This window comes from Anoxybacillus sp. FSL W8-0104, assembly GCF_038004465.1.
Taxonomy (GTDB): Bacteria; Bacillota; Bacilli; order Bacillales; family Anoxybacillaceae; genus Anoxybacillus; species Anoxybacillus flavithermus_G.
Genome location: NZ_JBBOQU010000001.1, coordinates 696,246 through 710,769, shown reverse-complemented (window position 1 = coordinate 710,769; position 14,524 = coordinate 696,246). Strand labels below are relative to the sequence as shown.

Below are 14,524 nucleotides of genomic sequence, written 5' to 3'. Positions count from 1 at the left end.
GGTACATCCGAAACAATCATCTGAAAGAATCAGGGCGAAATTGCTCTGATTCTTTTTACGAACAGTGCCTGGCACCGTTCGCTTATGCTTTTCGTTTCGAACCTTGCAAGCGATTAAACAATGATTTCACTACTTATGCGATACATATAGTATAAACCATATACTATACTAATTAAGGAAACTACTTTTACAATGAACTGATAAATCGTTTGCTTCTGTTTCATCCAGATGAACGGAAGCCCTAGAAAAGTAGTGAATAACATCATGCCAATGATCGTTCCTACGCCAAATATGAGTATAAACAGCAGCGCCTGCCATCGATTATCAACAGTTGTTAACGTTAAAAGCACCATCCCGGCACTGCCGGCTAATCCATGAATAATTCCAATTAAGGTCGACTTTAAATGCAGATGGTTTATATTCATTTCTTTTCTAATAGGAATCATATAAGCGGAACGAAAGCTTGTAATTCCTAAGACTACGATCATCACTCCAACGATTAGTTCCAGCCACATTGCTGTGGTTTCTGGTATTTGTTGCTCCATCCCTATTATAACCATGCCAATGACAAACAGGGTTACGGTATGGCCGATCCCCCAAAAAACCCCTGCAAGCGATGAAAGCGAAAGCTTATTTGTTCGGCTGGCAATGGTGGATACAGCAATGACATGATCCGGTTCGGTTGCATGTTTGATGCCTAAGACAAATCCAAAAAGTAAAATCGGTAATACGGTACTCACCAACACTCCATCTCCTTATCTTTTTAGTACTTTCGCAGAAAAATAGGTTCCTCTTGAAAACATTCTTCGCGAATAAACTGATGAATCATTTGAAAAATCGTTTCAATAGCATGCGTTTCATGGGCCAAAACACGAATAACCAATCCAGGGATCATAGGGATGGACCAGCCAAGGTGTACAGAAGCAGGAAAACGCGCTGCCATCGATTCAAATTTTTGAAGAAGATCCTGTGTCATAAAAGGGCTAATCACAAAAAGCGAACCAAAATGAGTATATCCTTCCATCTGAAAAATTCCTGTCATCCCTGTGCTTGTCTCTAAATAGAGATGATCAAACAACTTTAAATTGTCCTCATAATATATCTTTAATTTAGAGCGGATCCAATCGTAGCGAAACAACTCGCCACTTTCTGACCACCCTGGCGTAATAATATCCCCATAAATAAATGTAGAACTTTCTTTCATATAAACGGTCATTTCTTGATAAAATTGAGCTTTTTCATAAGCAATGACTGGATCGGGAAAAAATTCGAGCACACTTTGATCATCCAAGTAAGCTGACGTATATTGTTGTACCGGCACCTTGACTGTCTTGTATATTTTCGTTGCCGATTGGGTGGTGGCAATCAGATGTGCTCCTTCTTGCAACATTATTTCCGTTTTATATCGATCCCCGTCTACATACCCTCCCCCTACATGAATCAAGTAAATCGTCGGCTGAGACGGGTGAAGGTATACCGGCCGGGTCAACTTCAACGCTCCTTCATAATAGCAATCGGAAATAACCGTACGGCCGTTTTTCTCCACAGCCGTACACTGCAACAGTCCTGACCAGCTCATTCTTCTAACCCTACCAACATCACGAAACTTACGCAAGGAAGCCCCTGCCTTTAGGCACGGGGAGGAATTGCACCTTACGCAAGTTCCGCCACCCCCTTTCCATAAGCATATCCGTCAAATCGCTGAATGACTTGGACATATCTATAATTTATTCCTTGTGCGATACGCTTTCCGTCCTTGCCTTTAATATCGAAACTTCCAGTCTTTCTACATGCGACTTCGCCAAACCAAACGCCTTGATATTTCCCTCTTGGGACAACAGCCTTAACCATGTCCCCTGTTTGGAAGCCAAAGAAGAACTTTTGTCTTGCAAGATAACCTCTTGGGAAGCCATATCTATCTAGGTTTGTGCGTGAACGACTACCACGCCCCTTTGCTCTAATGAATAACACTTCTTTTGTTTTGAAATATAAGTGATTTGGTGTGCTTTCGCCTACACAACAAGCGTCAAAATAGTGTGTTTTCGGCAAGTCTAAACGAATACGATTCATTTTTGTTCGTGCACCTGTTCCACACTCGACATCTAATCCTGTCTGCTTTAACACTTCATACACTTTCCATCGAGTGGCATTCACTACACTTGCGTCTTTTAGCGTTTTTTTGACCATTTCTTGAATATGTGGATACCCGAATTCTTCTGCTGTCTTACTTCCTTTGCGCTGATTACAGTCATGACAGGCAAGACATAGGTTATCCACTCGGTCTGTTCCACCTCTCGATTTTGGAATGATATGCTCCACTTCAAGTGGAACATTTTCTTTTCCGCAATAACAACACTTCCGCCCAAACTTTTCAAGCAAATACTCCCGTACTTCATATCCTTGTAGCGTGCCTTGTTGATACTCTACACCATTGATTTCAGGATTTCGCATGAGTTGCGTGTCGAATTTGGCATTTTCGTATGATATATACCCAATGGGGCATAACTTCTTTAGGCGGTTAACCCATGTTTGGATATTTTGCACACGACTCTCTAGTGATGACGGCAACCACCCCTCCTTTCGCTTGCGGTTCAGAAAGCGTGGTTTTCTGTATCTTGTTTTTCGATTTCGTCTTGCTCGACGAAAAGCACGCCTTTTATCTATTCTTTCCTTGATGTCTGTGCGATGGTCAAGTTGCCCTAACCATACCACTTCTTGTCCTCGCAAAATCGCTAATCCTGTATGCCTGCTTCCATAGTCGATTTTTAGCCGATATGTTGCTTTAATTTCTGATTCGTCTACTGATTTTTTCAAGATGATGGTAAATGGAAATCGCCTGTAAATCGCCGCCTTCCCTTGTTTCAACAGCTTTCTTGCAACTGCTTCGTGACAAGGAGCAAGCGGACGTTTGTTTGTGTCTAACACAAAAACCATAGGGTTCTCCCCTTTCCTCTGCATAAAGCAGGTCATATTCTCCTCGACCATGTTATAGATGCTTGTTATGTGCAAGACACTAGCGCTACCCACCACGCTTGTTTAACCTTGCACGACAGAGGAACGGGCTGGAGAAGCACCCGAACGTGTCATGACATCTATAACGTAGGCTCTGTTTCAAGCCTTGGTCTGGTCAACATGGGGCTTACAAGCCCATGACTTTAGTCATTGGGTTGTTGACATAAATAGAGAAGTCAACGAGCTCCGGACTGAATGTGGCGGCCAAATTATCGCCGCCGCTTTTACGAACAGTGCCTGGCACCTTTTGGACACCGTTCGCTAATCTCCCAACCGCTCCCGTACTTCCTCCTCTGTCATGTCGAGAATATGGGCAACGTCTGTTATACTCATTCCTTTTTCGACCATTTTTCGAATCGTTTCATTTTTCCCTTCTTCTCGACCTTGTTCTAATCCTTTTTTCAATCCTTCTTTCAATCCTTCTTGTCTTCCTTCTTCCCGACTGCCGCGAATGTTTGAGAGTTGATCAAGGAGCCATTTCAGCCGCATTTCGTACGCGTAACGGTTTTCGGGGTCAACGCTTAAACTTTGCCATTCTTCTAACGCCTCTAAAATGTCTTGTTCTGTCATCGCGATTCCCTCCAATTCGCGAAACATCTCTTCATCCATTTTTTTCGTTCGTCCATCGACAGCCGACAACATCGTTAGCCATGGCCATTCCGGTGACTGTTTCACTTCTCTCCGATATTTCTTCCATTTTACCATAAATTGTGACAAGTCGAGTACATGAAATTCAAGGTGATGGCTCCAAAGAAACTGTTCTTCGTCTTCACGAATGTGAAAAACGGTATGGAAGCGATCTGTTTCATGTGGGAAAAGGGGATAATTTAAGATGGCGATCATAATCGTTGGAGGGAGAATGTCGTACCGTTCTCCTTTCGATAGTGAAGATGAAAACAACCTTGCCCAGTAATACAATAGCCGTTCGGGCATACCGTATTGTGGGATGATTTGAATTTCAACGTGAATGCGCTCGCCGCGGTTTGTGCGAACGATGACATCTAACCGTCCAGTCTTACCGTCTTCTGTTTCTTTCGTTAGTTCGGTGTTTTCAAACTGTACGTCGATGATGCGATCATCTCCAGTCCGATGTAGCAACGCATTTAAAAACGCCATCGTGATTGACTTTCTGCTTGGGTGGCCGAACAGTTGTTTAAACATAAAATCCATTTTTAAATCGAGGTATTGCATACAAATCATCCTTTCGTAGAATATAAGGGACAATTTGATTAAAATCGGGAAATAAGGGAAATGCAAAAGTGGAAAATTTACGAACAGTGCCTGGCACCGTTCGCAATAAATTTCTGAACGTTCGATGTACAAACTAGTCTAATGTTAGCATCTAGTTTTTCTCTAAAAACTCGTAAATACATAGGTAGTTCAACAACTCCTGAAGAACCTGTAACGCCAACTAATATATTCAAGCTTAACACCTCCTTTACATTACAGTTTCTCTTGGCGTACCTTTTCTCTCATTAATTAATAACGAAGATAAACTAGTAACTATACCCAAAGCACCTGCAATGAAGAAAAGATATTTTATATTGAAATAATCGACACTGACCCCAAAAATAAACTGGGCTACTGGCGTTGAAAGCATTGAAATCGCCATCATAATACTATTAACTCTTCCTAATAAATGAATAGGTACAGAACGTTGAACAAAAGTAGGTATAAGGACTCCTATAAAACCAGTAATTAAGCCAATTACAAAAACAAAAATTAGAATAATCAAAAAATTTCGGGTGAAACATAGTGCGGCAATACCAGTAGCTTGTAAAAGAAAAGATAAATAAATAATCTTCAATTCAACCCTGTGAATGCTTTTAACTGAAAAGATTAAACCAGTTAACAAACTTCCCATTGACATCGATGAATATATATATCCTAAATACTTAGCATCATCACTAACATTTTTAGCTAAAAAAGGGAACAATACATTAACCCCGTTTGCTCCAATATTTACAAAAAACATAGTTATAACCAAATAAAAAATCATTTTTTGTCTATTCAAAAAACTAAAACCAAGTCTTAAATCCGAAAAGTAAGAAGTTTTGTCATTATTATCGTTCATATTTTCAAGATGACTATTTTTAGAGTCAATAAACAAAATTAAAAAAGTTGAAAATACATATAAGATAGAAATGGCTATCAAGGAATGTTCTATTGAGATTGATTCAACCGTCCAAGCGGCGATTAAAGGTCCCAAAATGATCGTTGTTCTTACAACAGTGAAGTATTGACTATTGAGACGACTCAAATATTCAGTAGCGACTAATCTTGGCTTTATTGATTCTGAGGCTGACCAATAAAAAGCATCAATCGCTCCAAACAAAACGGAGACCATTATGAGAATTACAAAAGAGATAGTATGATCCCATAACAGAATAGCCAAAACTAACACAATGATTGCCCTTATCATGTCTGACAACCACAGAAACAACTTTGCCCCTATTCGATCAATAACCGGTCCGCAAAGAAGCCCAGCAATAAATCTCGACAAACCTAGGGAAAATAAAACTGCTCCCATCAAAAAACCTGATTGTAAAACATCAGCAATATACCAAGCTATAACAACACTGTATATGACATCCCCCAAGTTTGAAAGAAACGTTGCTATACAAAATTTTGTAGCGTTCAAAATGATCACCCTTAGAAAGATTGAGACTAGGCATGTAATGCACTTGTGAAACAGAACAAAATCAAAACATAGGATAAGGGGCGGTTTTAATATAACTAAAGATTCATTATATTACAATTATTACAATAATTAGGTTCATCACCAAAAGTTGTACTTGCACCTGTCATGAAAGTATGTTAGCTGTTTCTAGCCGAACCCGCAATGCAAAACGCTGGATATTTCTGTATCCGTATCCCCGACGTTTCATCAGCTTGATCTTGTTATTTGTTCCCTCCATTTTCCCATTTGAATAAGGGGATAAAATGCACGATATGATTTCGTCTGTTCGTTTGACGAGTGATTTTGCGATGGCGCGAACAGCAGAACAAGGACAAAACAAATACCGATGAACCCAGGCGTTCAAACGACGTTTCGCCTGTTGCTCATCTTTGCTTTTGAACACATAGCGAACATGTTGGAGCGATTGGTAAACAGACTTTAAGTAATCGCTTTCATTACACCATTCTCGTATGATTTGACGTTCTTCCTCCGTCAATTTCTCTGGACATTGGCTCAATAAACGGCAAACGTAACGAACATTTCCGTGTTTCTTGCCTCCTTTGCCCAAATATTTGCGACAACGTTCTAAAGCATCGGTAAACAGCTGAATGACATGGAAATAGTCGACGACATGTGTCGCCTCTGGGCAAACCCGTTGAATCGCTTTTTTCATCGCTGGAGTCAAGTCACTCACGACATACTGAACGGAACGAGACACATGAGCCAATGCACGCCCAATGGCTTCCTCGTTCTTTCCTGCTTCCATGGCATACACTTCTCCCGTTTCGGCATCCATGATCGCCACTCCATAGTCGTGCCCTTTTCGAAAAGCAAACTCATCGACACAAACCGCCTTTGGTTGGACGTCATTCGATAGGAAGGAAGGGGCATGGGTATAAAACCAGCGTTCAACGGTCGTGTAAGGAAGCTTGAGCATACGAGCCACCGCCTGAATGGATGTTCCGATGCAAGATTGCGCGACCCATCGCTGAAAAGCATCCGTCGCCACACTTCGAGGAGAGATGGCTGGATACGACGTGCTGAACGTCACGCCACACGTGCTACAACGTCTGCGCTCGACAGGAAGTTCGATCCAAAAAATTCCGATTCGCTGAGCATAGCCATGCATCCATTGCTTCTTTTTGTCTGTCATTTTGATCGTGCGCTTCAAGCAGACAGGACATAACGGGCATTGTTCGGGTAGAGAAAGTTCGAAAATCCAACGTTCCCCTTCTTTCCGCACCTTTTGAATCAAAACATCTGGTAAATCGATGAGTTCTTTGATAAACTGAGAGTACATGCGAATTTCCCTCCATGGTTTGGTTTGGTCACCTTTACCATACAGGAAAATTCGCATTTTTTGTACCCTCTATTTCCTCTATGCACACCTACCTTAAATGATCAAGTACAACTTGTGGTGAAGAGCCTTTTTTCTTAAATGTTCCCAGTGTATATCTCTTTTTTCTTAAGGTAATATAAGAAACCCATTTGCCACTTTTAGTTTGACTAACGCCTTTTACACCACTGGTATTATTTGATGGAACTTTTCCTGTTAATAGGTATGGTAAAGCTCCGTCTACATAGTTATATTTTCGGTCATTACCAAGATGACCACAACTAATAAGTGTATGCCTGCTGATTAAATTAGATCTGGATACATAAGTGGACTTACCGCAAGAACATTGGCAAAGATATTTTTCTCTATTTTTATCAAATGAGATAACTGTAAGTTCTCCGATTTTTTGTCCCAATAAGTCTTCATATTTATGATTCCCACAGTCTTTGACATATCCTCTGTCCAGTTGCTTTTTAGTGGCTTCAATATATTTTCCACATTTAAGACATCTACATTTTCCAAACAATTAAGCCATCTTCACGTTTTTCAGTCTTCTCTTCGACTATAAGATCGTGATATATTTCCCCTACTATGTTTTTATAGCTATTAGCAATCTCTGCCCCTCGACAACCGCAACTTACTGTTCTTCCTGAAACAAGATTGCTATAGTATACATCAGTAGTATTTCCACAATCACAAATACATTTACATTTTTTGTACTTGCCTTTTTTATAAACAGATAATACTTTTAATTTTCCAAACCTTTTTCCTACAAGTTTATCTTTTTTATTTATTTCTTTTGCTTTGTTTGATGTCATATCTACAAAAATTTTCTCTTTTCAAAATATAACCTCTCTTAAATTTTATTTCTACAATGATATATGAAGAAAAATTATTGCCTATTTTTCAATTCTTTTACATCGTATAGTTGTTCTTGCTTCACCACTTAGAGTGCAAGTGAATAATGTTAAGTCCCAATCTCCAGAGACCATCTCTTCAACTTGTATTTCATCTAACTCTTCTTTCTTTTCTACAGTAAAATCGAAAAGATTGTCATTCATATCTTTAAATTGAATGATATCTCCAATATTTAATCGATGAAGCTTGCCAAAATGGGCTTTATAGTTATGTGCTAACAGGATCATATTATTTAGGTATACCGATCCCTCATATCTTGCCGGGGCGATCTTAAGCTTAGGATAAGACCAAGAGCTCAGAACCGGAAGTTCCAGCTCTAAGCTCGGTATAATTACATATCCGATATAGTCATTGCCATCAATCGTTGTTTTTGGCATTTCCATATACGGGTTTTTAACATAATCAGGTCTATCATCAATTGGTTTTTCAATTTTTGTGACCTTCTTTTCTTCAAGCCTTTCTTTGATAATCTCGGTTTCTTTTCCAACCTGATAATCTTCCCATAAGTTTTTAGAAAAAAGTACAAGTCCTGCTAAAATACAGATAGTACCAAATAAGAAAAACTTATTTACCTTTCGCATTCTAAATTGTCTCTTTCTATAAGGGATGATTAAGGCAATGGCTAACACTAAAAGCCCAGTTAATCTGAATATAGTATTTCCTGATCCACCAGTTGTTGGCAGTTCATAGCCTCCTAATTCCTGATTTATAACCTCAATATTAACATCTCCTCTCGGAATATCACCTTCATGATTTACCAAGAACTTACTAGTTTCTTCTCCATCAATCTTAATAGTCGTAATATAGTTTTTTTCTGGAGTAGCTATTTCATCAACCGAGTAGGTTCCCTCATCTCTCAGAGTAGTACGCCACTTATAATCTTCATTTGGACTTAATACATGGCTTTCATCGTAGGTCTTCAAATCATTAGTAACATTAATTGTAAATGTTATATCTTCATTTAATAATTTTCCATTAATATCTAATAAGACCTTTTTAACCTTCAAAAGAACTGGATCTACCTTTGGAGAATCAATTGATACGGTCTTCTTCTCATCCTTAATATCTGTATAAGTCAAATCAGTTACGGCATTGGTAATAAACTTCTCGTGTTGATTAGTCTTTGCACCTGGTAGAGTTAGAATATCATCGTTGATTTCAATTCTATAAGTTAATTCTGCATATCTTACGTCACTTTTTGCAGCCACACTCTTAGTTACAGTTCCTATATCCCAATTTATTGTTTCTGAATTTCGATCAAAACTTATTTTCCCTTCACTTACTTTTATTTTTGACTCATCTGTTACCGTAAAGCCTTTACCCATGATGTCAACGATTTTGAAGTCACGCATAGCACTTTTGATACTAATAGTTTTTGCTATTTCTTTAAAGGTATCTGTCAATCGCTCCTCATTTCTAACATCATAAAACTTTCCAGAATCAGCAATTTCGCTTAGCGTTCTAACAGCAATTTCCAATGCTTGTCCAGTATAGGTTTCAAAGCCAACACCTACAGCATACAAAGTATCCAAACCTATGTTTGGGTCTTCTCTTAATCTTTTAGCTTCTAAAACAGTTGATTTTTGATGTGAATATCTGTATTCTCTTGCAAAGTTCTCACCGTCCACATGATAACGATGAGCTTGTACAGTTAGGTCTATATTATTCGGATCTTTAGTACCTGTTTTATATTCTCCATAGGTATACCAGTAAACATTTTGTATATTCTTATTAACTTGCAGAGTCTTATATGCTGCTGACGACATATTTTCAGTTCCCAAACCTACCCTATTATTGTAATTAAATTGAATCTTACTTTCATCTTCAGGTAGTCTGTAGTATTTAGTCTTTTTATAAAGATCCTTTATTATATTAAAAGGACCACCTGGCTTGTAATATAATTCTGTTTGTTCTATTTTCTCATCCCAAGATGAAGAATCTAAGTCATAACTAAAAGTCGGTAAACCATCAGTCATAAGCACCATGTGCTTATTATCTGCTGAAGAACCTTTTAAAATTTCACCAGCCTGTTTAATAGCTGCTTGAGTAAAAGTTCCCCCTTTCTTCTCTGGGTCAAGTGAAGGCGGTTTTTTAATCGCATCAATATTTGAATATAGTGCTTGTTTGTCTTGTGAAAATGGTTGTTTAATATCCCCAGAGATTATCGTTACCTCACCATTATAAACTACTATAGCAATTCTTAAGTTAGGATTTTCATTCAGTGCTATATCAACAAATTTCTTAGCAGCCTCTTGTGCCGCTTGAAAACGAGTTCGTCCATCAGCTAGTTTGTTTTTATACATACTTAATGAATTATCAAGAACTAGAACAACATCTGTAGTATCAGGTATGTTGTCCCTACCTTCTACACGAACAGTAATATCCCAAGTATTAACCTTTCCCTTAACAGGTGTTGCTGTTTTCTTTGTTATAACTTGGCCATGTTCAAGAACTATATTACCAAAGGCATCGGAAGTACGACCTGGATTCAGTATTTGAGAAGAGTCTATTACTGCTTTTCCAAGAGAACCGGGAGCATATTCTATATAGTGCTTAACATCATTAACAAAGTCTGTTGCCTTAAGAGTAGAGGGATGATCTGCTATTACTTTAACAACTGTCACAGGAGAGAAGCTATCAAATTCAGCTTCTATAACTCCGTTTTCCCCAATTTCAATTTCCTTATCTTCTACCTCATTTGTTAATTCATTCAGATGAAGAACCTTTACTTCCTTTGTAGCATCATCAAGATCAGTAGTATCAAAACCTGAGAAGGACACCCTTAACTTATTAACAGGTTCAATTTCCTCCCCATCTAACAAGATGCTTATATCATAATGATGCCAATTGATCTTAATGGAATCACTTTTTTCAGGAATAAATTTTTCCATCTCTGTCTCGATAATTTCAATTTGCTCTTTATCTTTCCCATTGTTTGGATTAAGTTCTTTTACCTCAAGCTGTATTTCACCTTCTAATTCTGAAAAGTCTTTTCTCAACCCCTCAATAGTAATTTTCTTATTACCTGATAAACTCTTTTCAAGCTGAATAAATTCATCTAGTGAATTACTCTCACTCTTTTTTTCGTCTAATGAGCCTTTTTTTATTTCTTGTGTGTTTGTTGTAACAATTGAATTACTTTCTTTTGTATTCTCATCAAAAGAATCTTTACCCATAGCTAGAGAAAGAGGGGAATTTGAAAATAATATTAGCAACGCTAAAACTATCGATATAATTTTTTTCATTTTAATTTTAATTTTCATTCATCCACCTTCTTTCGGTACCGTCAAGAATTTTGTGTAATGTAAAATAGATAGGGTATCTCTGAAATAGATTTAGAATAGAGGGGAGACTGGTTTCCTCCACACAAGAGACTGAATATTCAGCCTCTTGTATGGAAAGGGAGAATCCCCTTATTTTGTTTATTTACATTATTTGGTTAATGATAACGTTCTTCAAACATTCGCTCGAGGGCTTCATGCGCTTCGGCAAATCCTCTTAACTTTCGCCCTGCCCATTTCTCATTAAAATCTTGAATGGTCAAATACACGATTTTTTCAGTGGCTTCTAAACTATTCAAACTGTTCATCGGTTTTAGGCGTTTCCGAATTTCCTTGATCGTTCGTTCAATGGCATTCGTCGTATAAATCACACTTCGAATACTGCTTGGATAATCCATAAATGTAAGGAGGACATCCAACTCATTGGCCCAAGATTGAACTTCTCTCGGATACTTGCTGGACCATTTCGACTCAAACTGTTGAAACATTTGTAACGCCATCTCCTTATTCGGCGCGCGATAAATCAGTTTGAGATCCTCTGCCACTTCAAATTGATCTTTTTTCCGAACACGGCTGAGGGTGTTACGGACTTTGTGAACGACACAACGCTGCACATCGGCTTTCGGATAAACCGCCTTAAAGGCTTCCTCCAACCCCGGTAGTCCATCGAATACGCCCAGAAGCACTTCCTTGACGCCTCTTTGATAGAGGTGTTGAAGGATTTCCTGCCATACATAGGCGCTTTCTTGTCCTCCCACAAAGAAATCAAGAATTTCGCGATATCCTTCTTCGTTCACCCCTAACACCACATAAATGACTTCTTTCTCCACGGTTTCGCGACGAAGTTTTACGTATAAACCATCCAAATATAAAACCGAATAACGCTGATGTAGAGGACGATTGTGCCATTTCTCGATGTCTTCCTTCACTACATCGGTAATACGACTGATTGTCGTTGGAGAATAGGCATTTCCTAAAATTCGTTCGATAAACTTGCCAATTTCCCTCGTACTCATGCCACTTTGATACATTTTGATGACGGCTTCCTCGAGCCAACCAGTATGACGTTGGTAAGGGGCAAACAGCTGCGTTTGAAATTCCCCATTTCGATCCCTTGGGACCAAAAGGCCTTCAATTCGGCCATATTGCGTATCTAGATTTCGTTGATAGTAGCCGTTTCTCATATTGGATGTGTCCGCCTGTTCGATTTCGAGGAAATGTTTGATTTCTTCCCGCATGATCAGTTCTAATTTTTCCTTTACAAACTGACGAATGACACTTTCCAGTTGATTTGCCCAGTCTACATTCGGTATACTTTTAGACATAGGTAGGGTACTCCTTTCTCTAAGATTTTTGGTTCAAATCAGAGAATACCCTACCTTTTTTCTTTTTGCCTAGCAAAATGCTTTACACAAAATTTTATACATCATCCTTCTTTCTTCTATTTTGAATAAAGCCTAACACAATCATGACTGAGCCGAGACCAACTAGTGTATACACCGGCCACCATAACTGACCCGTTTGTGGCAAGGGTTCTTTTGTTTTTTTGGGTGGTTCTTTTGGTGGTCTTTTAGGTGGTATATAGGTATTTTCAACTATAAAAGTATCCCCCTCTTCACTTATAGATACTTTATATTTTCCTTTATCCACGCCTTTTTCTACCAATGTCCAATTAACACTTTCGTCTAATTTATGCCATGTGTGTTGCCAATTATTTTTTTCACTTAAAACTATGGTCTCTCTTAGCTTCCCGTTTCCTAATAGTTCAATCTCTATTTCTTTAGGACGTAAGTTTTCAAATCCTTTATCTTTCCAAATCTTAATGACTTTTTTAGATACTTCCTTTATGATTTTTTCATTTCTTGTTGTCTTTGGCTTTGAGATAACATCATAATTCCATGTTCCTGTTTCTTTTTCGACATTAGGTAGTAATACTAGAAAAGGACTAGACTCATATATATAATTATCCAAAGTTAGATTTTTACCGATAACAAGATACAAGCCTGCTTTTAGTTTTGTTTTGTAAATTCCTTTGGCATCAGTTATTCCTGTCTGTAAGGGTTTTACCCCGTCACTTTGTACATATCCCTTAAGAGTCAGAGCATAATCGTTCCAACCATCTTGATTTAATTTTGTTAAATCCACAGGATATTTACTAAATTCCTCTGTAAGTTTAATGTTTAAATCTTTATCAACATCTGCCACTTTATATATGTCAAATTCCGCATTAGATAATCTTTTACCTTCATTCTGATAGTCGATAGTAAACTCAACGTCTTTGTTTGCATCAAACTCACTACTTGCTAAAATCTTTGAAGGAAATATAATAAGACTTAATATTAAGCACATAAGAAATAATGGTAGGATTTTTTTAGTTTTATTCATCTTTCACCACCAATAAATCTTGCTTTAAGCAAATTTTTAATTTTTATCTTGGTTTTTATGCTTTTTCCTATTTATTATCAAAGATATTAAATCTTTTATAATAGTAAATAGAATAATAAGGAATACAATCAAGAAAAATATCATCTTAATTAGATGTGTTTTTATACTTTTTTCTGCTTTTTCAAGAGTTTTTGCTTCTTTATGATTTGTATCTTTTATTACTCTTTCTCCTCTTACTAAAAGCCTATGAGTATTTATTCCATAGGGTGTGCATGTAACCATGGTTACATAGTCCTTATCTTCTTCAATTTTTAAGGCTTCTACTTCTTTTGGTAAAACAGTAATAATTTGATTTATTTTATAGGTTAAATTATCCCCTAAGACAGATAAGGTAAATTCATCACCTATTTTCAGTTTATTTAAATCAGTAAATAATTTAGCCGATGGCAGTCCACTATGAGTTGTAATTACAGCATGTGTGCCTTTGCCTCCTACCGGTAAAGAAGATCCCGGAAGGTGTCCAACTCCTACTTGGAGTACCCCCTCGTTGACACCATGGTAAATAGGTAAGTTGACATTTATTTTGTCTATGATTACCGTTCCCATCATTCCGTTTTTAAAAGGATCCAGGTTTTCTTTATATCCTTTGAGTGAAAGAGGGTTGGATAAGGGATGTTCTATCTTTAATAAATTTTGATTGTACTTATCCGCCTTTTCTTTTATTTTCTCTATCTCCATCCCTTCGAGCTGACTTAGTGCTTCTTGGTATTCAACAATCGCTCTGGATTGAGTGATGCTATTGACATAATCACTAATAGTAGGGTAGAAGAAAATACTACAACCTATTAATAAAAGAAGGCGAAAAAAAATTGATTTGCTTTTTTTCATAATTAACTATTATTTAAGTAGAGG

13 protein-coding genes and 1 pseudogene are annotated in these 14,524 nt (G+C 37.7%); all 14 read right to left on the bottom strand.

Features of this window, described 5'->3' with window-relative positions; translation table 11 throughout:
* Positions 1–113: 113 nt before the first annotated feature.
* Positions 114–740 (bottom strand): hypothetical protein, encoded by a 627-nt coding sequence (locus tag NST18_RS03855; protein WP_004891564.1) that lies wholly within the window; start codon positions 738–740, stop codon positions 114–116.
* A 23-nt stretch (positions 741–763) separates the two neighbouring features.
* Positions 764–1,579 (bottom strand): urease accessory protein UreD, encoded by an 816-nt coding sequence (locus tag NST18_RS03850; RefSeq protein WP_035018805.1) that lies wholly within the window; start codon positions 1,577–1,579, stop codon positions 764–766.
* Between the two features lie 74 nt (positions 1,580–1,653).
* Positions 1,654–2,934, bottom strand: coding sequence for an RNA-guided endonuclease IscB (gene iscB, locus NST18_RS03845; RefSeq protein ID WP_340721620.1), 1,281 nt, complete (start codon positions 2,932–2,934; stop codon positions 1,654–1,656).
* Positions 2,935–3,172: 238 nt separating this feature from the next.
* Positions 3,173–3,238, bottom strand: a pseudogene (locus NST18_RS03840) (urease accessory protein UreG); the annotation flags it as partial.
* Positions 3,239–3,273: 35 nt separating this feature from the next.
* Positions 3,274–4,203, bottom strand: a complete 930-nt coding sequence (locus NST18_RS03835; protein ID WP_340720847.1) for an Rpn family recombination-promoting nuclease/putative transposase — start codon at positions 4,201–4,203, stop codon at positions 3,274–3,276.
* A gap of 77 nt (positions 4,204–4,280) precedes the next feature.
* Complete coding sequence (locus tag NST18_RS15155) at positions 4,281–4,445, bottom strand: flavoprotein (protein WP_080601159.1); 165 nt, start codon at positions 4,443–4,445, stop codon at positions 4,281–4,283.
* A 5-nt stretch (positions 4,446–4,450) separates the two neighbouring features.
* Positions 4,451–5,662 carry an MFS transporter gene (locus NST18_RS03830; protein WP_064213934.1) on the bottom strand — a complete coding sequence of 404 codons (1,212 nt, stop codon included), beginning with the start codon at positions 5,660–5,662 and terminating at the stop codon, positions 4,451–4,453.
* A gap of 154 nt (positions 5,663–5,816) precedes the next feature.
* Complete coding sequence (locus NST18_RS03825; RefSeq protein ID WP_004891576.1) at positions 5,817–6,992, bottom strand: ISL3 family transposase; 1,176 nt, start codon at positions 6,990–6,992, stop codon at positions 5,817–5,819.
* Between the two features lie 88 nt (positions 6,993–7,080).
* Entirely contained in the window at positions 7,081–7,554 is a 474-nt protein-coding gene (locus NST18_RS03820) for a hypothetical protein (RefSeq protein ID WP_155116434.1), read from the bottom strand.
* Positions 7,538–7,846, bottom strand: coding sequence for a hypothetical protein (locus NST18_RS03815; protein ID WP_004891577.1), 309 nt, complete (start codon positions 7,844–7,846; stop codon positions 7,538–7,540). Before NST18_RS03815 ends, NST18_RS03820 begins: the two co-directional genes overlap by 17 nt.
* Positions 7,847–7,927: 81 nt before the next feature.
* Positions 7,928–11,209, bottom strand: a complete 3,282-nt coding sequence (locus NST18_RS03810) for a VWA domain-containing protein (protein ID WP_340721242.1) — start codon at positions 11,207–11,209, stop codon at positions 7,928–7,930.
* 176 nt (positions 11,210–11,385) lie between these two features.
* A complete protein-coding gene (locus NST18_RS03805; protein ID WP_340721241.1) occupies positions 11,386–12,552 on the bottom strand; it encodes an IS256 family transposase in 1,167 nt (388 codons plus the stop codon).
* A gap of 94 nt (positions 12,553–12,646) precedes the next feature.
* On the bottom strand, positions 12,647–13,612 hold the full coding sequence (locus tag NST18_RS03800; RefSeq protein WP_004891586.1) for a Cna B-type domain-containing protein: 966 nt from the start codon (positions 13,610–13,612) through the stop codon (positions 12,647–12,649).
* A 36-nt stretch (positions 13,613–13,648) separates the two neighbouring features.
* Positions 13,649–14,500, bottom strand: a complete 852-nt coding sequence (locus NST18_RS03795; protein ID WP_064214012.1) for a class C sortase — start codon at positions 14,498–14,500, stop codon at positions 13,649–13,651.
* Positions 14,501–14,524: the final 24 nt, after the last annotated feature.

Bases quoted from the DNA above. Each gene is read 5' to 3' on its own strand.
- NST18_RS03850 (WP_035018805.1), bottom strand. From the start codon at position 1,579: ATGAGCTGGTCAGGACTGTTGCAGTGTACGGCTGTGGAGAAAAACGGC.
- iscB (WP_340721620.1), bottom strand. From the start codon at position 2,934: ATGGTTTTTGTGTTAGACACAAACAAACGTCCGCTTGCTCCTTGTCAC.
- NST18_RS03835 (WP_340720847.1), bottom strand. From the start codon at position 4,203: ATGCAATACCTCGATTTAAAAATGGATTTTATGTTTAAACAACTGTTC.
- NST18_RS03825 (WP_004891576.1), bottom strand. From the start codon at position 6,992: ATGTACTCTCAGTTTATCAAAGAACTCATCGATTTACCAGATGTTTTG.
- NST18_RS03815 (WP_004891577.1), bottom strand. From the start codon at position 7,846: ATGACATCAAACAAAGCAAAAGAAATAAATAAAAAAGATAAACTTGTA.
- NST18_RS03810 (WP_340721242.1), bottom strand. From the start codon at position 11,209: ATGAAAATTAAAATTAAAATGAAAAAAATTATATCGATAGTTTTAGCG.
- NST18_RS03805 (WP_340721241.1), bottom strand. From the start codon at position 12,552: ATGTCTAAAAGTATACCGAATGTAGACTGGGCAAATCAACTGGAAAGT.
- NST18_RS03800 (WP_004891586.1), bottom strand. From the start codon at position 13,612: ATGAATAAAACTAAAAAAATCCTACCATTATTTCTTATGTGCTTAATA.
- NST18_RS03795 (WP_064214012.1), bottom strand. From the start codon at position 14,500: ATGAAAAAAAGCAAATCAATTTTTTTTCGCCTTCTTTTATTAATAGGT.